The 16,933-nt window shown below is 72.9% G+C and carries 15 protein-coding genes; 6 read left to right on the top strand and 9 right to left on the bottom strand.

Translation table 11 applies throughout. The features are described 5' to 3' along the window. Positions 1-2: 2 nt before the first annotated feature. Positions 3-617: a peroxidase-related enzyme gene (locus N912_RS0123860; protein WP_028924366.1), complete on the bottom strand. Its 615-nt coding sequence runs from the start codon at positions 615-617 to the stop codon at positions 3-5. Between N912_RS0123860 and N912_RS67210 the strand changes: the two genes are divergently transcribed. Beyond that, a complete protein-coding gene (locus N912_RS67210) occupies positions 616-1,035 on the top strand; it encodes a DUF3024 domain-containing protein (protein WP_084211143.1) in 420 nt (139 codons plus the stop codon). The two genes, N912_RS0123860 and N912_RS67210, sit on opposite strands and share 2 nt — an antisense overlap. A gap of 5 nt (positions 1,036-1,040) precedes the next feature. On the opposite strand, the gene N912_RS0123850 is transcribed toward N912_RS67210, so the two are convergent. Continuing rightward, positions 1,041-2,948: a hypothetical protein gene (locus N912_RS0123850; RefSeq protein WP_156993941.1), complete on the bottom strand. Its 1,908-nt coding sequence runs from the start codon at positions 2,946-2,948 to the stop codon at positions 1,041-1,043. Between the two features lie 323 nt (positions 2,949-3,271). Further along, entirely contained in the window at positions 3,272-5,098 is a 1,827-nt protein-coding gene (locus N912_RS0123845) for a phosphoenolpyruvate carboxykinase (GTP) (protein WP_028924363.1), read from the bottom strand. 443 nt (positions 5,099-5,541) lie between these two features. Here N912_RS0123845 and N912_RS0123840 point away from each other — a divergent pair, with 443 nt between their 5' ends. Continuing rightward, positions 5,542-5,949, top strand: coding sequence for a DoxX family protein (locus tag N912_RS0123840; RefSeq protein WP_169747939.1), 408 nt, complete (start codon positions 5,542-5,544; stop codon positions 5,947-5,949). Here N912_RS0123840 and N912_RS0123835 read toward each other — a convergent pair. The 4 genes from N912_RS0123835 to N912_RS0123820 are packed head-to-tail and all read right to left on the bottom strand — an operon-like array spanning position 5,946 to position 11,571. Then, positions 5,946-7,388 carry a metallopeptidase TldD-related protein gene (locus tag N912_RS0123835; RefSeq protein ID WP_028924361.1) on the bottom strand — a complete coding sequence of 481 codons (1,443 nt, stop codon included), beginning with the start codon at positions 7,386-7,388 and terminating at the stop codon, positions 5,946-5,948. The genes N912_RS0123840 and N912_RS0123835 overlap by 4 nt on opposite strands. After that, on the bottom strand, positions 7,385-8,902 hold the full coding sequence (locus N912_RS0123830) for a TldD/PmbA family protein (protein ID WP_028924360.1): 1,518 nt from the start codon (positions 8,900-8,902) through the stop codon (positions 7,385-7,387). Before N912_RS0123830 ends, N912_RS0123835 begins: the two co-directional genes overlap by 4 nt. Further along, positions 8,895-9,659: a hypothetical protein gene (locus N912_RS0123825; protein ID WP_028924359.1), complete on the bottom strand. Its 765-nt coding sequence runs from the start codon at positions 9,657-9,659 to the stop codon at positions 8,895-8,897. The genes N912_RS0123830 and N912_RS0123825 overlap by 8 nt, the downstream gene beginning before the upstream one ends. A 55-nt stretch (positions 9,660-9,714) precedes the next feature. Continuing rightward, complete coding sequence (locus N912_RS0123820) at positions 9,715-11,571, bottom strand: DUF2339 domain-containing protein (protein ID WP_028924358.1); 1,857 nt, start codon at positions 11,569-11,571, stop codon at positions 9,715-9,717. A gap of 123 nt (positions 11,572-11,694) precedes the next feature. Between N912_RS0123820 and trmB the strand changes: the two genes are divergently transcribed. Beyond that, positions 11,695-12,321, top strand: a complete 627-nt coding sequence (gene trmB, locus N912_RS0123815) for a tRNA (guanosine(46)-N7)-methyltransferase TrmB (protein WP_245645417.1) — start codon at positions 11,695-11,697, stop codon at positions 12,319-12,321. Here trmB and paaI read toward each other — a convergent pair. Continuing rightward, positions 12,318-12,758, bottom strand: coding sequence for a hydroxyphenylacetyl-CoA thioesterase PaaI (gene paaI / locus N912_RS0123810; RefSeq protein WP_028924356.1), 441 nt, complete (start codon positions 12,756-12,758; stop codon positions 12,318-12,320). The genes trmB and paaI overlap by 4 nt on opposite strands. 42 nt (positions 12,759-12,800) lie before the next feature. On the opposite strand from paaI, the gene N912_RS0123805 reads away from it, so the two are divergent. From N912_RS0123805 to N912_RS54240, 3 genes are all read left to right on the top strand, one after another. Continuing rightward, complete coding sequence (locus N912_RS0123805; RefSeq protein ID WP_028924355.1) at positions 12,801-13,424, top strand: NYN domain-containing protein; 624 nt, start codon at positions 12,801-12,803, stop codon at positions 13,422-13,424. After that, positions 13,421-14,752, top strand: a complete 1,332-nt coding sequence (locus N912_RS0123800) for an amidohydrolase family protein (RefSeq protein ID WP_028924354.1) — start codon at positions 13,421-13,423, stop codon at positions 14,750-14,752. Before N912_RS0123805 ends, N912_RS0123800 begins: the two co-directional genes overlap by 4 nt. Positions 14,753-14,909: 157 nt before the next feature. Next, entirely contained in the window at positions 14,910-15,551 is a 642-nt protein-coding gene (locus N912_RS54240; RefSeq protein WP_051580694.1) for a hypothetical protein, read from the top strand. Between the two features lie 77 nt (positions 15,552-15,628). Here the strand turns inward: N912_RS54240 and N912_RS0123790 are convergent, their stop codons facing one another. Continuing rightward, positions 15,629-16,894, bottom strand: a complete 1,266-nt coding sequence (locus N912_RS0123790) for a D-arabinono-1,4-lactone oxidase (RefSeq protein ID WP_037066235.1) — start codon at positions 16,892-16,894, stop codon at positions 15,629-15,631. Between the last annotated feature and the right edge of the window lie 39 nt (positions 16,895-16,933).

Genomic DNA, 16,933 nt, shown 5'->3' with positions numbered 1-16,933 from the left:
TCTCAGGTTGTCGCCCTGGGGACGCGGCCCATGAGGTGGAACTCGGGGTTGGGGCGTAGGGCGGTCAGGTGGGCTAGGCGGTTGGACATGGCGAACAGGGCGGTGATGGCGCCTACGTCCCAGATCTCGTCGTCGGTCAGGCCGGCCTCGCGGGCGGCGTCCAGGTCTTCTTCGCGGAGTGTGGCCGAGTCGGTGGCGATCTGGAGCGCGAGGTCGACGATGGCGCGGTGGCGTTCGGACAGGGTGGCGCCCCAGGGGTTGGCGGCCACCGAGTCGGCCAGTTCGGGGTCCTTGGTGCGGACGCGCAGGATCGCGCCGTGCGCCACGATGCAGTACGTGCAGTGGTTGGCGCCGGAGGTGGCGACCACGACCAGCTCGCGCTCGGCCGCCGAGAGCGTGGGCGCCCCGGAGTCGTCGGGGGTCATGAGCGCGTCGTGGTAGTCGAGGAACGCGCGCAGTTCTGCCGGCCGGCGGCCCAGCGCGCGGAACACGTTGGGCACGAACCCGGACTTCTCGGCGATCTTCTCGATCCGGGCGCGCAGGTCGTCGGGGAGGTCGGCGGGCTCCACCACGCCGAACCTGCTGACCGGGGCCTCGGTGGTCTCTGGCGCGTTCATGTCACCGAACGTAGGCCACCGGCGCCGGATCGGCACTGATGGTCGCTCGCTTTCCGCCCAGGGTTCGGGGGATCATGGCCGGGTGCCGGTCCCGAAGGAGTATCAGAGCCTGTTCAGCCGTTGGTGCGCCGAGCGCGTGCCCGGACGTGCACGGGCCAGCCTTCAGGTGGGGTACAGCATCCGCGGCGACCAGGTGACCATCGTCAGGCGGCGGCCGCCGAGGTTCCCCGAGCTGAACGAGGTGTGGTCGTCCACCCCGATCGCCCAGCTCCGGCACAACGACCCGGAGCAGGGGATGTGGCGGATCTATCGGCGGGTCGACGACAGGTGGGAGCGCTACGACCATCCGCCGGCCACCATGCCCGAGCCGTTGCTCGCCGAGATCGCGGGCGACCCCGGCGCGGTGTTCTGGACCTGAGCCGGCTAGCGCGAGGCCGTCCTCGGGGCCGGCACGCTGAAGCCCGACGCCTTCTCGCCGTTCTTGTTCTGCTTCGACGACTCGCCCGATGACCCCGATGACGCGGCGGGCGCCACCACCGGCACGCCGGCCTGGCGCAGCGCGCTGAGCACGGTCTCCGACCCGGCCTTCTTCGAAGAACCCGAGGAGGACACCGCGAGCAGCCTCGGCGCGGCGGCCGCGACCAGCATGTTCTCCGTGCCCAACGAGCCGGCGTCGAGCAGCAGCACCAGGTCGGCGTGGTCGGGCTCGGGCAGCGCGCCGAGCAGCTCGTCCAGCGGTACGAACCGGACGGTGCCGGGGGTGGCCTGGCCGGTACGGACGTCGGCCCAGGTCTCGGCCAGGTCCGGCGCGCCTTCCCGCAGCCGGCTGAGCAGCTCGACCAGTCGCTTCTGGTCGGCCTTCTCCCGGCTGGCGGCGGCCAGCGGGGCCAGCGCGTCCAGGTAGGCGTTCAGGTTCATCGCGCGCAGCGCCCTGACCAGCTCGCCGACCTCCGGCGCGGCCCGCGATGCGGGGACGGCCCCGGCCAGCGCGTCGGCCAGCTCCATCAGCCGCCGGCGAGCCCTGGCCATGTTGTCGGCGCCGCCGGAGTCCACGATGGTCCGCGCCACGCGCTCCACGCTGGCCAGGTCCGGGACCGTGAGCGGGCTGCGCGGGTTGATGAACAGCACCTCGTGCCGCAGGCCTTCGGCGGCGCGCGCGGCGCCCTGCACCCGTTCGAGCTGGCGGTTCAGCTCCTCGACCGCGGGGACGTCCGCCGGGCGGGGCACGCCGAGCCGGTCACACCGCGAGCCCAGCTCCTCCATCGCGCGCACCAGCTCGACGAACGCCAGCGCCTGCCGCAGCAGCCTGGAGTCCTTCAGCGGGGCCCCGCCGATGCGCAGCTGGCGCAGCACCGGCTCGACCGCGCGCTGCTGCGGCGAGCGGAAGTAGGACCGGGCGCGCCCGCCCCCGTCCAGGTAGTCGGCGTACTCGCGCAGCTGCGCGACGGCCGCGCGGGGCAGCGTGCCCAGCACGGCCATGTGGTCGCCGACGTCGTCCAGCTCCTCGCTGGAACGCACGATCTCCGAGGTCCGGCGGACCAGCGCGTCCAGCTCCGGGCGGGCGGTGCCGAACAGCACCCGCTCCAGCAGCGCCCTGCTGTAGGGCGGGTCGCCGTCTCCGTCTTCCAGGTCGGCCAGGGCCGTCTGCGCGCGACGGGCGGCGGCCAGCACACCTGATAATCGCTCGGGGTCGAGCTGGCCGAGCAGCTCCCTGATCAGGTCCGCGCCGTCGCGCGCCGGGTAGGCCTGCCGGCCCGCCGTGCGGCACAGCTGTGCGACCTGGTCAGCGGACGGCACCAGGCTCGGGTCCGGCAGGACCTGGTCGAGCCGGGTCCGCTGCTCGGGGGTGGCGGTGGCCAGCAGGGTGCGCAGCTCGCGCAGCTCGGCGTCGGACAGCGGCAACGGGCCGTCCAGGCACAGCCCGGACAGCGAGGTCGGCAGCGCCGCGCGCACGGCTATCAGCTCCGCGGTGTCGCCACCGCTGACCAGCACCCGCTTGCCGTCCGCGAGCACGGCGGCCAGGCTGCGCGCCACCTCCGGCGCGTCACCGGCCTCCAGCACCGCGCACGGATACCGACGGACCACCTCGACGACCGCCTCCGAGTCACCGGCCGGCTGGCGGGGCGCCGGCGTCGACGCGGGCACCGCGAGCGCCTCGGAGAGCCGGTACAGCCCGATCGGCGTCTCCCCGGCCTGCTGCCGACGACGGATCTCCGCCGCGGCGCGTGCCGGAGCGCCATCCTCGACGGCACGGGAGCTCAGGGCGCCTACCAGTTCCTCGGCTGGGTCATCGGTGGGATCGGTTTTCTCCGCCGCTCCCAGATCCAACACGTAACGTCACCTCCGTCGGCCCTGTCGGGGCTCGGGCCGAGGGTCACATCATGTATGGATCTGCCGCCCTGGGCGTTCCGCCATTCGGCCTAACCTTTCTTGAACGGTCACGCTTTGGAGTCAATTTCCTGCTCACAGGCCCTTCGGACGGAGCAGTCCCGCCAGAGTGTGACGAGATTCGCCTGATCAGGCGACCTTGTCGAGGCGCGGGATCGGCCGTCACTCGCCGATCCCGTCACCCCAACGGCAGTCAGCAGCGCGCGCTGGCGGCTGACAAATATCCCGACTCACCCTGATAAAAGTCCCGACTCGCGGGCCTTGGGTCAGGCGTCGAGGCGGTGGCGCAGGGCGGCCAGCTCGTCGCGGAGTGAGCTGGGGAGCTGGTCGCCGATCTGGGCGAACCACTCCTCGATCAGAGGCAGCTCGCGCTTCCACTCCTCGGTGTCGACCACCAGGGAGGCGGCGACGTCGTCGGCGTTGGTGTCCAGGCCGGCCAGGTCGATCTGGTCGGGGGTGGGGACGTAGCCGATGGGGGTCTCCACGGCGGCGGCCTTGCCCTCGATGCGCTCGACCATCCACTTCAGCACCCGGCTGTTCTCGCCGAAGCCTGGCCACAGGAAGCGGCGGTCCTCGCCGCGGCGGAACCAGTTGACGCAGAAGATGCGCGGCAGCTTGCTGGCGTCCGCGCCCTTGCCGACGTCGATCCAGTGCTGGAAGTAGTCGCCGGCGGCGTAGCCGAGGAACGGCAGCATGGCCATCGGGTCACGGCGCACCACGCCGACCTTGCCGGCGGCGGCCGCCGTCTTCTCGCTGGACAGCGTGGCGCCGACGAACACGCCGTGCTGCCAGTCCCGCGACTCCGCGACCAGCGGCACGGTGTCCGCGCGGCGGCCACCGAACACGATCGCCGAGATCGGCACGCCGTTCGGGTCGTCCCACTCCGGGGCCACCACCGGGCACTGCGCGATCGGGGTGGTGTACCGGGAGTTGGGGTGCGCGGCGTTGAAGTCCGAGTCCGGCGTCCAGCGCTGGCCGGTCCACGCGGTGAGCTCTTGCGGGTCGCCCTCCAGGCCCTCCCACCAGACGTCCCCGTCGTCGGTCAGCGCGACGTTGGTGAACAGGGAGTTGCCCTGCTCGATGGTGCGCATCGCGTTCGGGTTGGTCTTCCAGTTGGTGCCCGGCGCGACGCCGAAGAAGCCGAACTCCGGGTTCACCGCGTAGAGCCGGCCGTCCTTGCCGAACCGCATCCAGGCGATGTCGTCGCCGATGGTCTCCGCGGTCCAGCCCGGGACGGTGGGCTGGAGCATGGCCAGGTTGGTCTTGCCGCAGGCGGACGGGAACGCGGCGGCGATGTAGTAGTTCTTCTGCTCGGGGCTGGTCAGCTTGAGGATCAGCATGTGCTCGGCCAGCCAGCCCTCGTCGTGGGCGATGGCCGAGGCGATCCGCAGCGCGTAGCACTTCTTGCCGAGCAGGGCGTTACCGCCGTACCCGGAGCCGAAGCTCCAGATCTCCCTGGTCTCCGGGAAGTGGCTGATGTACTTGGTCTCGTTGCACGGCCAGGCCACGTCCTTCTCGCCCGGCTCCAGGGGCGCGCCCACCGAGTGCAGGCAGGGTACGAAGTTGTCGCCGGCCGGGCCGTCGAACAGCGGCAGCACCGAGGCGCCCATCCTGGTCATGATCCGCATGGACACCACGACGTACTCGGAGTCGGTGATCTCGACGCCGAGCTTGGACCGCTCGCCGTCCAGCGGACCCATGCAGAACGGCACCACGTACATCGTCCGGCCGCGCATCGAGCCCCGGAACAGGCCGGTCAGGATCCCCTTCATCTCCTTGGGGTCCATCCAGTTGTTCGTCGGCCCGGCGCCCGCCTCGGTCTCCGAGCAGATGAACGTGCGCTCCTCGACCCGCGCCACGTCCTGCGGGTCCGACGCGCACCAATACGAGTTCGGCTTCTTCTCCTCGTTGAGCTTTGTGAAAGTGCCCGCCTCGACCAGCCTCGCGGTCATCCGCTCCCACTCCTCCTGGGACCCGTCGCACCACACGACGCGGTCGGGAGTGGTGAGCTCGGCGACCTGGCGCACCCAGCCCAGCAGGCGCGTGTTGGTAGTCGGCGCCGCATCGATCCCGGGAACTGTGGCAGCGGTCATGTCGAGTCTCCTTGGTGGCAGCCGGCTCACGGAATGACTCCATCGCCCGTCAAACCGACGACGTGGCGACGGGCGTTCCGTGACAAGGGGTGGACGTCGAAGATTAGTGGTGCGACGGCGTTTGCACAGCGGTCCGCGACTGTCGGATCACTCACAGGAACGATTGAGGAAACGATTCAGAAGGGTACCGAAGCCCAGTTGACCCGGATTTTCGACATTCGACCGCGCCGAGTGTGTGCTTTCCCACTCTAGTCGATCACGCCACGCCCGGGTGAACGAGCCCCGTCCGACCGTCGGACGAGCCTCCGAAGTCGTTACATCGACGTAACAAACGCCCGAGCTGGACACCGATTTCCCGAGATCAAACCGTCACCCTCGGCGGTGTGAAGTTTCAGTAATGTACGCGCATGGACACACTCACCACCGAGTTCTTCCGTAATCGGATGACCGGCGGCCGGGCATTCATTGCAACAGCGTTTCGTGTGCTGGCCGGCCTGACATTCGTCGCTACCGGATTCATGAAGCTATCCGGCCCCGCCTTCTTCGCCGAGGCATTCGGCTCCATGGGGATCCCCAGCTCGTTTGTGACGATATTGCTGCTCGGGCTTCTGGAGTTCGTCGGCGGGCTGATGCTGCTCGCCGGCCTCGGCACCCGGCTGGCCGCGCTGGGGCTGAGCATCGTGATGATCGGCGCCAGCATCGTCAACGCGCTGTTGTTCCTGGTCGCGTTGCCCGTCACGATCGTGCTGTTCGGGTTCATGGTCTACCTGCTGTGGGCAGGCCCCGGCGCGTTCGCGGTGGACAACCGGCTGGCCGGGCGGTTCACCCGGGCCGCTCATCAGGCCGGCTAGCTCGCCTGGCTGACCGAGGACATGTTGAAGTCCGGCACCCGTACCGGCGGCATCACGGTGCGGGTGAACCAGTCTTTGAACTCCCTCGGCAGGGTGCGCTCGGCCGCCCCGACCTCGCCGGCGCGGCGCAGCAGGTCCAGCGGCGACTCGTTGAACCGGAAGTTGTTGACCTCGCCGACCACCTCGCCGCCCTCGACCAGGTAGACGCCGTCCCTGGTCAGGCCGGTGAGGAGCAGGGTGGCCGGGTCGACCATCCGGATGTACCACAGGCAGGTCAGCAGCAGGCCTCGGTCGGTGCCCGCGACGAGTGCGGACTGGCTCGCGGTGCCCCGGTCGCCGGCGGTGAGCAGGAGGTTGTCGCCGGGCGCGGCGAACTCGGTGCCGAACTCGGCGGCGGCCGCGCGCGGGTAGGCCAGCGCGTTGATGACGCCGTCCGCGATCCAGTCCACCCGGGCGAGCGCGGCGCCGTTGTCGAACACCGAGACCTCGTCGCCGGAGTGCGCGGTGGCCAGGAACGGGGCGGTGGCCAGGCCGTCGCCGGCGTTCGGGTCGCTGGTCAGGGCCAGCGGGAGCGGGCTGAGGCGCTCGCCGACCCGGGTCGGGCGGTCCGAGCCGGCGGGGGCGGAGAACGCGCTGCGGCCCTCCTGCGCGGGGCGGCCCGCCATGTCCCAGCACATGTACGTCATCAGGTCGGCGATCGCGGACGGCGACAGGATCGTCTCGTAGCGCCCGGCCGGGAGGTCGATCCGGCGGCGGCCCCAGGCCAGGCGGGTGGCGAGGTCGGCGTCCATCGCGAGCAGGTCGAGCTCGGCGTAGTCGGCGGTGGTGGGCACCGAGCGGCCGGCCCAGGCGGACCGGGACAGGTCGGCGGTCTTGGCGTTCAGCTCGACGGAACCGGTCGGCTGGGTCCAGCGGCGGCGGACCCCGGTGGACGTGCCCAGCCAGGTGGTGGCCACCTCGTGCTCGGCGAACCCGTAGAGGATCCGCTTGTCGTCGTTGGTCGCGCCCCGGCCGCGCGCGAAGGCCTCGGCGAGCTGTTCGGCCAGCCGTTTGTACACGCCGATGGAGGTCTCGCCGGCCGGGTCGTCCCAGCCCGTGTCCCCGGCCGTTGAATGGGGCTCGGGCAGGTCCGCCACGTCCCTGGCGGGGCCGGCCTGGACGGCGGCGGCCTCGCTGGCGCGAACCATCTGCTCGATCTCGTCCACGCCGCCGACCTGGGCGGACGAGCTGACCACGCCGGCCGCCGTGCCACCGTCCAGCCTGACCAGGGAGATCACCGACCAGCCCAGCGCGGTGCTGTGCCCGTTCGTGGTCATCGTGCTGTTCGCCCAGCGCAGCACGGCCGAGCTGTACTCGGTGACCAGGACCACCCGGCCGACGACGTCCTTGCCCGGTGAACCGACCGCGAGCGCCCGCTCGACCAGTTCTTGCGCCCTCATGAGCGACCAGCCTCCCGCGCCGTGTTCAGCACGTTGACCTGCTCGAACAACCCCGGCGGGCAGCCGTGGCTGACGGCGGCGATCTGTCCGGGCTGGGCCTTGCCGCAGTTCAGCGCGCCGTTGAGCAGCCAGCTGGAGCGGCCGCCGACCGCGCGCAGCGAGCGCCAGAAGTCGGTGGTGGTGGCCTGGTAGGCCACGTCGCGCAGCTGGCCGGCGAGCTTGCCGTTCTCGATGCGGAAGAACCGCTGGCCGGTGAACTGGAAGTTGTAGCGCTGCATGTCGATCGACCAGGACTTGTCGCCGGCGATGTAGATGCCCCGCTCGACGCCGCCGATCAGCTCGTCCAGGGTGGTGTCCCGGTTCGGGTCGGGTTGGAGCGAGACGTTGGCCATCCGCTGGATCGGCACGTGGTGCGGTGAGTCGGCGAACGCGCAGCCGTTGGAGCGGTCCAGGCCGAGGCGGGGCGCGAACGTGCGGTCCAGCTGGTAGCCGACCAGCACGCCGTCCTTGACGAGGTCCCACTGGGTGGTGGCGACGCCGTCGTCGTCGTAGCCGATCGTGGCCAGGCCGTGCGGGACCGTGCGGTCGCCGGTGACGTGCATGTGCTCGGAGCCGTAGCGCAGGGTTCCGAGCTGGTCGGGGGTGGCGAAGCTGGTGCCGGCGTAGGCGGCCTCGTAGCCGATCGCGCGGTCGTACTCGGTGGCGTGGCCGACGGACTCGTGGATGACCAGCCACAGGTTCGTGGGGTCGATGACCAGGTCGTAGCGGCCGGGGTCCACGGACGGGGCCTTCATCTTCTCGGCCAGCAGCTCGGGCACCAGCGCGAGTTCGGCGTCGAAGTCCCAGCCGGTGCCCAGCGCGTACTCCCAGCCTCGTCCCGCCGGTGGGGCGAGCGTGCGCATGGTCTCGAACTGGCCGGCGGCGCGGTCCACGGCGGTCGCGGTGAATCGCGGCTCCAGGCGGATGCGCTGCTGCAGGGTGCGGGTGCCGGCCAGGTCGGCGTAGAACTTGTTCTCCTTGACCTGCGGGCAGGAGGCGTCCACGTGGTCGACACCGTCGGCGGCGAGCAGGCGCTCGGACCAGTCGGCGAGCACCGCGATCTTGTCCTTGCCGGGCACGGTGAACGGGTCGATCTCGTACTCGGAGACCCAGCTCACGTCGGCGTGGACCGGTTCGTCGGCGCGCGCCACCGGCTCGGTGTTCACCGCGCGCAGGGTGCGGGCGACGTCCACGGCGCGGGCGGCGGTGGCGGCGGCCGCTTCGGGGGTCAGCTCGACGGTGGAGGCGAAGCCCCAGGTGCCGTCCACGATGACCCGGACCGCGAGCCCCAGCGTCACGGCGTCCTGGGCGGAGGAGACCCTGCCGTCGCGCAGCGCCAGGCGTTGGCTGAGGATGCGCTCCACCCGCAGGTCGGCGTGGCTCACGCCCAGCTCGGCGGCCCTGCCCAGCGCGGCGTCGGCCAGCGTGTCCAAGGGTAGGGCTCTGAACTCGGGGTCGATCCGGTCGTCAACCACGGTTTCCGAACCTACCTGCTGGCGTCTGGGCAGCCAGCCGGCGGGCTACAAGTTGATGTTCGCACAGGGCCGCGTCCAGCTCGGCCTGGCGCGCGCGCAGCTCGCGGTTCAGGCGGCCTTCCGCTTCCAGCAGCCGTTCGGAGAGGGTCGCCTCGAAGCCGGCGCGAAGGTCGGCGAGCGTCTCGGAGGCCCACCGGCGCAGCCGGGTTCGCTCGGCGACCGCCCGGCGGGTGCGGGCCAGCCACCCGGCCGCCGCGACGCCGACGCCCACGGCGAGGGATACCGCGATGATCCCGCCGTCTCCTGGCATCAGCGCCAGCAGCAGGCGGCCGAGACCGATCCCGCCGGACGCGCCTACCAGCAGCGTCAGCCTGTCCTCCACGGTGGCGCGGCGGCCACTGTTGATCACGAGCGGGCGAACCGTCCGGATCCGGTCGGGGCCGGGAAGTCCGAGGTCGGTCAGCCTGGCGCGTAGTCGGACGGTCAGCTCGATGGTCGCGGCGGTGAACAGCTCGGGGAACACGGCCCTGGCCGGGCGGTCCGCCGCGTCCAGGTAGGCCGTGGCGTCGTCACGCAGCCGGCGCAGGGCGTCTGCCGTTTCGGTCGAGACGGTTAGTCGGAGCCGCGCCAGGTCGGTGCGCGCCCGGGACGGTTCGGCGCGCAGTTCTTCCCGGCGAGCTTTGAGTTCGTCGCTGTGCCGGCGCATGGCCGCCGCTACGGCCTGCCGGTGCCGCCGCGCCACGTCGTTGGGGGGCATGGCGGACATGATCGGCGAGGCGTAGCGGCGGCGGGGCGGGTTCGGGTTTTGTTGTTCACTGTTGCGAACGTGCGACCAGCCGGGCGTAGTGGCTGCCGGCCGCGAGGATCAGCAGCCCGGCGCCCACGAAGGCGGCCACCCTGGCCAGGCCGTCCAGCGCGACCAGGTCGAACAGCAGCAGCTTGGCCACCGAGACGGCCATCAGCACCAGGCCGGCGACCCGAAGCGCGCGCCGCTCGATGCCCCTGGCCAGAAGTATCAGCGCGACCAGCGTCCAGGAGATCGTGACCAGGGCGTGCCCGGCGACGAACCCGGGCTGGGCGGGCACCACCAGGAGCGCGGCGGTGACCACAGTGCCGGTCGCGCCGTACAGGCCGATCGCGCCGACCGGCGCCCACAGCCATGCCGACTCTGCGTCCGCCGTGGCCAGCCGCAGTCGCGCGGCGGCGAGCATCGTTGCGGTGGCCAGCGCCAGGACCAGTACGGACAGCGCGAGCCCGGTCAGCAGGGCGCGGTGGTCGGGCTCGCCTCGGTGCAGGTACGGCTCGGCGGGGAACAGCGCGAGTGCGCGCACCGGGGCGTCCTGGAACGCCGCCAGCCCGAGCCCGACCAGGCCGTAGCCGGCGCCGGCGAGCAGCGGGCCGCGCCGGCCGGTGGCGGCGGCAACCACGACCAGCACCAGCGCCTGGCCGAGCAGCACGCCGGTCAGCGCCGCGCCGCCGAGCGCGAGCACGGTGGCCTCGAAGATCGCCACGCCGGCGGCGGCGCCCGCGCTCACGCGTACCGCCGGGTGCACGCCGGTCAGCCAGCCCGGGCCGTCGAGTCGTTCGGCCAGCACGGGGACGAACGCCACCGCCAGCGCCACCGCGCCGACCAGGCCGGCCAGCAGCGCGCCCCGCCAGCCGCCGTAGTCGGTGGCCATGGCCAGCGCCGGGACCGGGGCGGCGACGAAGCGTACGGCGCGACCCGCACCGGGACTGACGCAACCCCGCGAAGAGCGCTCATCCAGCCCCGCCGGCGCGTGAGGCGAGAACACGGCGGCGGTGGCGGATCGGCTCGGCACCGCGAGGACCGCGCCCACCACGAACACGGCGATCACCGCCGCCAGGGTGGGCCCGCGGTCGGCGGACTCGGACAGGGCCACGGCGAACACCGCGACCGCCCCGTACAGCACCGGGAACAACGCCGCGACCACGGCCAGCGCGCTCCAGCCCCGGCGCCACACAACCGGGGCGGCGGCCAGCTGCGGGGCGAGCACCAGCGCCACCAGCAGCGGCCAGTCGCCTTCGGTGAGCACGGGCATCAGCGCACCCACGCCGATCACCGCACCGGCGGCCAGCGGTTGCGCCCGCCACCGGTCGGCCAGCGCGAGCCCGGCCGCGGCGATCACCAGCCCCACCGCGAGCCCCGCCGGGTTGGGCAGGTAGTGGTAGCGGGCGGTGGCGGTACCCACGTCCAGGTACAGCGCGGCGATGCCGGTGGCGGCCAGCGCGAGCGCGCCGGTCCGCCCGCCCGGACGGCGGTACAGCCACAGCCCGACCCCGACCAGCGCGAGCCCGAGCACCCCGCCGGCCACCAGCCGCGCCGGGACGCCGAACCAGCCCCGGCTGGCCGCCAGCGCCAGGAACATCACCACCCCGAGCAATGTGATCGACCCGCCGACCCAGGCGATCAGCCGGCCGCCGCGAGCCTGCGCGTCTGCGGGCGGTGTCAACCCGGCAGGCGGCACGTACGCCGGATAGACCGGCGCCGGCGGTGGTGGTGGGGCCAGGACGGGAGGAGTTGGAGGAGGGGGAGGGGGCTGGGCGATCGGCAGCGACAGCAGCTCGTGCCGCGCCCAGTCCAGCCGACGGCCCAGCTCGGCCAGCTCGGCCGCCAGCCGGGCAACACGCTCGGGCTCGCTACTGGTCATGTCCTCGAGGGTGGCGCGCCAGCGGGCGGGACGGATCCGTAGAACTACCCGAACGCGGCGGTAAGGTGCCGGTCCGTGATCCAGGCGAGCGGTGTGGTCAGCTTCGTCCACCGGGGCGGGCGGATGACCGAGGGGCAGCGGCACGCCTGGGAACGCTGGTGGCCGGAGTACGGGCTGGACCTGATGAGCCCCGACGCGCCCGGGCCGCTGGACCTGGACGGCTGGTTCGGGCGGACGGCCCCGGTCGTGCTGGAGATCGGCCCCGGCACCGGCGAGTCCACCGCCGCGATGGCCGCCGCCGCGCCCGAGACCAACCACCTGGCCGTCGAGGTGTACCGCCCCGGCCTGGCCCAGCTGCTGATGCGCATCGCCGAGTTCGGGCTGACCAACCTTCGGCTGCTGCGCGCCGACGTCGTCCCGGTGCTGCGCGATCGGATCGGGCCGGACACGCTGGCCGGGATCCGGGTGTACTTCCCCGACCCCTGGCCGAAGCGCCGGCACCACAAGCGGCGGCTGATCCAACCTGAGTTCGTGGCGCTGGCCGCCTCCCGACTCGCGCCGGACGGCGTCCTGCACCTGGCCACCGACTGGACGCACTACGCCGACCAGATGCGCGCGGTGTGCGACGCCGAGCCGACGCTGCGGGGCGGCACGGTGCCCCGGCCGGACTGGCGGCCGCTCACCAAGTTCGAGCGACGCGCCCGCGCCGAGGGCCGCGAGGTCCGCGACCTGCTCTATCGAAGGGTTTAGACCCCGGGCGGCTGAGGCATGGACGGCACCTCGCGGCTGTGCCCCCGGAACTCCGCGACCACGGCGTCCCCCACCCGGATCGTGACGTCGTAGACCCCGGTCCGGCCGGCCGCCGCGCGCACCCGCGCCTCGGCCCGCAGCTCGTCGCCCAGCTTGCCCGGACGCAGGAACGTGATCTCCGCGCCGGCCGCGACCGTCGGGGTGCCGTAGCTGTTGCAGGCGTAGGCGAACGCCGCGTCCGCGAGCAGGAACAGGTACCCACCGTGGCACAGCCCGTGCCCGTTGACGTGCCTGCGCTCCACCACCAGCCGGGCCAGCGCCCGCCCCGGGCCGACCTCCACCAGCTCCACTCCGGCCCCGGTGGTCGCCGCGTCCGCTCCGCGCATCGCATCGGCCACTCGACGGGCCAGCGACTCCGCTTCCAGATCCGCCGTCATGTCGCACAGTCTGCCGTCCACTCGTGCAACTAAGGTCAGGTCATGACCGACCTCGAGGCCCCGGCGCCGAAGGCGGGCCGAGCCCTGCTGGTCTGGGACGCGCCGAACATGGACATGAGCCTCGGCTCGCTGCTCGGCGCGCGGCCCACGTCGGCGTTCCGCCCTCGGTTCGACGCGGTCGGCCGCTGGCTGCTCAACCTGGCCGGCGACGGCGAGGCCGAGGCGTGCGTGTTCACCAACGTCACGCCGGGCAGCACCGAGGTGGTCAGGCCCTGGGTGGAGGCGCTGCGCAACGTCGGGTTCGCGGTGTTCGCCAAGCCGAAGATCACCGAGGACAGCGACATCGACGCGGACATGCTCGAACACATCGAGCTGCGCCGCCGCGAGGGCGAGCTGACCAGGGTGGTGGTCGCGTCCGGCGACGGGCGGGCGTTCCGGCTGCCGCTGGAGGCCCTGGTGCGCGGCGGCATCGGCGTCACCGTGATCGGCTTCCGGGAGTACGCCTCGTTCGCGCAGGAGTCGGACGTGATCGACTTCTGCGACCTGGAGGACATCGACGGCGTGTTCCGCGAGCCGCTGCCCCGGATGACCCTCGACTCGCTGCCCGACAAGGGCGCCTGGCTGCCGCCGTTCCGCTCGCTGCGCTCGCTGCTGGAGAAGCGTTGACGGTTGTCACCCGGTTGACGGCGCCGCTGCTGCTGCCGTGCGACCCGGGCTGTTCGGTGCTGCGCGACGGCGTGCTGGACATCGACGGCGACGGGCGTATCGCCTGGTGCGGTCCTGCCGTCGACGCCCCGGACGCGCCGGGGGCGAGCGTGCGCCGGCTGGACGGGCTGCTGCTGCCCGGGTTGGTCAACGCGCACTGCCACACCCCGATGACGGTGCTGCGCGGCATGGGCGGTGACCTGCCGCTGATGCGCTGGCTGCGCGAGGTGATGTGGCCGGCGGAGGCTCGGCTGGCCGCGCCGGACGTGCGGGCCGGCATGCTGCTCGGCTGCGTGGAGCTGCTCCGCGCCGGGGTCACCACCAGCGTGGAGATGTACTTCTACACCGACGCGGTGGCCGAGGCGGTGCTGGCCGCCGGCAGCCGGGTGGTGCTCACCCCCGGGATCATCGACGCGCCCGGGTGGGACCGGCTGGGCACCTGGCGGCAGATGCTCGACGAGGTGTCCGCGCGGATCGACTCGGACGGGCTGCGGTACGGGCCGGGCGAGCGGGTCGAGCTGGGCTACGGCCCGCACGCGGCGTACACGCTGCCCGCCGAGGCGCTTCCGGCGGTGGCGGACGCGGCCGCCGAGCGGGGCGCGCTGGTGCACCTGCACCTGGCCGAGACCGCCGACGAGGACGCCGCCCAGCGCGCGAGGTACGGCTCGGTGCCCCGGATGCTGCACGAGCTGGGCGTGCTCGGCCGCGCCGACCGGCTGCTCGCCGCGCACGCCGTGCACCTGGACGCCGAGGACATCGCGCTGCTGGCCCGGCACGGCGTCGCGGTCGCCCACTGCCCCGGCTCGAACGCCAAGCTCGCCGCCGGCACCGCCCCGGTTGGTGCGCTCCGGTCGGCGTCCGTACCCCTCGCCCTGGGCACCGACGGCCCGGCATCCTCCGACGACCTCGACCTGTGGTCGACCGCCCGCCTGGCCGGCCGGCTCGCACGCCTGGCCAGCGGGGACGCCGCCGACCTGACCGCCGCCGACCTGCTCCTGCTGGCCACCCGCCACGGCGCCGCCGCGATCGGCCGGCCTGACCTGGGTTCCTTGGAACCCGGCCGCTGGGCCGACGTGGTGCACGTGAGCACGGACGACCCGGCGTTCCTCGACCTGGACGACGACGCCGGCCTGCTCTCCAACCTGGTCTGGGCGGGCGGTGGCCGGCTGGTCCGCGACGTCTGGGTGGCCGGCTCACAGGTCCTGGCCGCCGGCGAACCCACCCAGGTGGACCGCGCATCCGTCCAGTCCTCCGCCCGAGCCGTAGCCACCCGCCTCCGCCACCCCTAGCCGGCGCCGCACACCTCGTTGGGGTGCCGCACAGGGTGCGGGGTATGCGACGGACCAACGAGGTGTACGCAGGCGGATCAGGGACGGCTCGTTCACCCCGGTTCGTCGGGGCGCCTACCTGGAGGGGCACTGGCCGAAGGAGGCTCACCGCAGGCATGTGCTGGCGGTGCGGGCGGCCGCATGGGAGCTCGGTCCGGATGCGGTCATCAGCCATGTCTCCGCCGCGGTCCTGCACGGGCTGCCGACCTGGAGAACGTCCCTGCGCCGGGGGCACGCCACCCGCAATCGGAGCTCCGGCGGCCGCCGGGTGCACATCCACGTGACCCCGTTGGAACCGGATGCGATCACCGTCGAGGACGGGATATCGGTCACGACGGTGGCGCGGACCGTCGTCGACATCGCTCGAAGCGCACCGTTCGAGGAGGCAGTCGTGGTGGCCGACGCCGCACTGGCTTCGGGCCTGACCAGCCGAAACGAGCTCGAGGAGGCGTGCGGTCGGCTGACCGGGCGTCGTGGCGGGCCGAGGGCTCGACGCGTGGTCGGCTTCGCGGACGGACGGTCCGAGAGCGTCGGCGAGTCGCGCAGTCGGGTGGGGATCGCCCGTTGCGGACTCCCCACGCCCGACCCGCAGTGGGAGGTACGGGACCGGGATGGGCGGCTACTGGGTCGGGCCGACTTCGGCTGGCGCGAGCACAAGGTGGCCGGCGAGTTCGACGGCCGCCTCAAGTACGGCCGCCTCGTGCTCCCCGGCCAAACCCCCGGTGACGTGGCCGCCCGCGTCCGCGAGGCCCTCTCGTGATCCTCGCGCGTCGCATACCTCGTTGGGGCGTCGCACATGGTGCGGAGTATGCGACGGACCAACGAGGTGTGCGGCGGCTAACCGTCCAGTACGGAGTCGAGGTGGGAGTTGGTGAAGACTCGGGCGGGGTCACGGTGGTCACGGATGGTGCGGAAGTCGGCCAGCTTCGGGTAGGCCTCGGCCACCTCGCGGTTCGTCCACGGGTGGCGCTTGCCCCAGTGCGGGCGGCCGGCGTGCGCTCCGAGCACATCGGCCGCGAGCGAGAGCAGCGGCTCCGGATCGGTGCCGGTGGCGGCGTGCACGGCCACCCAGCCGGTGGCGCGGCCGTACGCCGGGTGCAGCCAACCGGTCTCGGCAGGGCCGACGCGCACCTCCAGCGGGAAGCCCACGTCCAGCTCGCGGTCGCTGATCGCGGCGAGCAGTTCGCGGACGCCGTCGGCCAGCGCCTCCCGGGGCAGCGCCCATTCGCCTTCCTCCCAGCGAACCACCGGGCGCGCGACCAGGACCCGGTGCGCCAGGTCGGTGACCGAGCCGGTGCCGGTGAGCGCGGTGGCCACCCGGTTGATCGTCGGGACCAGCCTGGGCACGGACCGCCCCAGCGCAACCCCGCCGCCCACGGCCGCCGCCCGTACCACCCGCCGCTCCACGAACGTGCGCACCGCCGAGGGCGGGTCGGGCTCCTCGTCCGCCTCGTCGGCCCACCGCGCGAGCGCGTCCTGGGCGTAGGGGAACACGGAGAACTCCGCCCAGCGGTGCGCGTCCAGGTAGTCGGCGGCGAGCGCCTCGTCCAGCGGCATCCGGGCCTGCGACGCCCGCAGCACCAGCGCCGGCATCACCTCGAGCTCCACCTCGGTGACCACGCCGAGCGCGCCGAGGCCGGTGCGGGCGGCGTCCAGCTCGGCGTCCGGGACCTCGACGGCGGCGCCGGTGCCGTCGATCATGCGCATCCCGGTGACCTGCGCGGACAACGACCCCGTTCGCGGTGTGCTGCCGTGCGTGCCGGTGGCCACGGCGCCGGCCACGGTCGGGGTGTCCAGGTCGACGAGGCCGGCCACGGCCAGGCCGCGCTCGGCCAGCGCCGCGTTCAGCTCGGCCAGCGTGGTGCCGGCCCGCACCCGCGCGCGCCGCCCGGTCACCGAGACCACGCCGGTCAGCGCCGACAGGTCGAGCGCCACGTCGGTGGTCACCGCCAGCGGGCTGAACGAATGCCCGGCACCGACCGGCCGTACCCGCTGCCGGTTACCGGCGGCCCGCCGCACGGCCGCCCGCACTCCCGCCTCGTCGAGCGGGCGGACGGTGGCGGCGGGACCGCAACGCTGCCCGCCCGACCAGTTCGTCCACATGCGGGGCGAGCCTAGCGGCCCGACCCGGATCCGCCGCGC

The sequence above is a fragment of the Actinospineispora acaciae DSM 45401 genome (assembly GCF_000620785.1).
GTDB lineage: Bacteria > Actinomycetota > Actinomycetes > Mycobacteriales > Pseudonocardiaceae > Pseudonocardia > Pseudonocardia acaciae.
The sequence above is the reverse complement of the archived record's forward strand: the minus strand, read 5'-3'. Positions and strand labels throughout refer to the sequence as shown.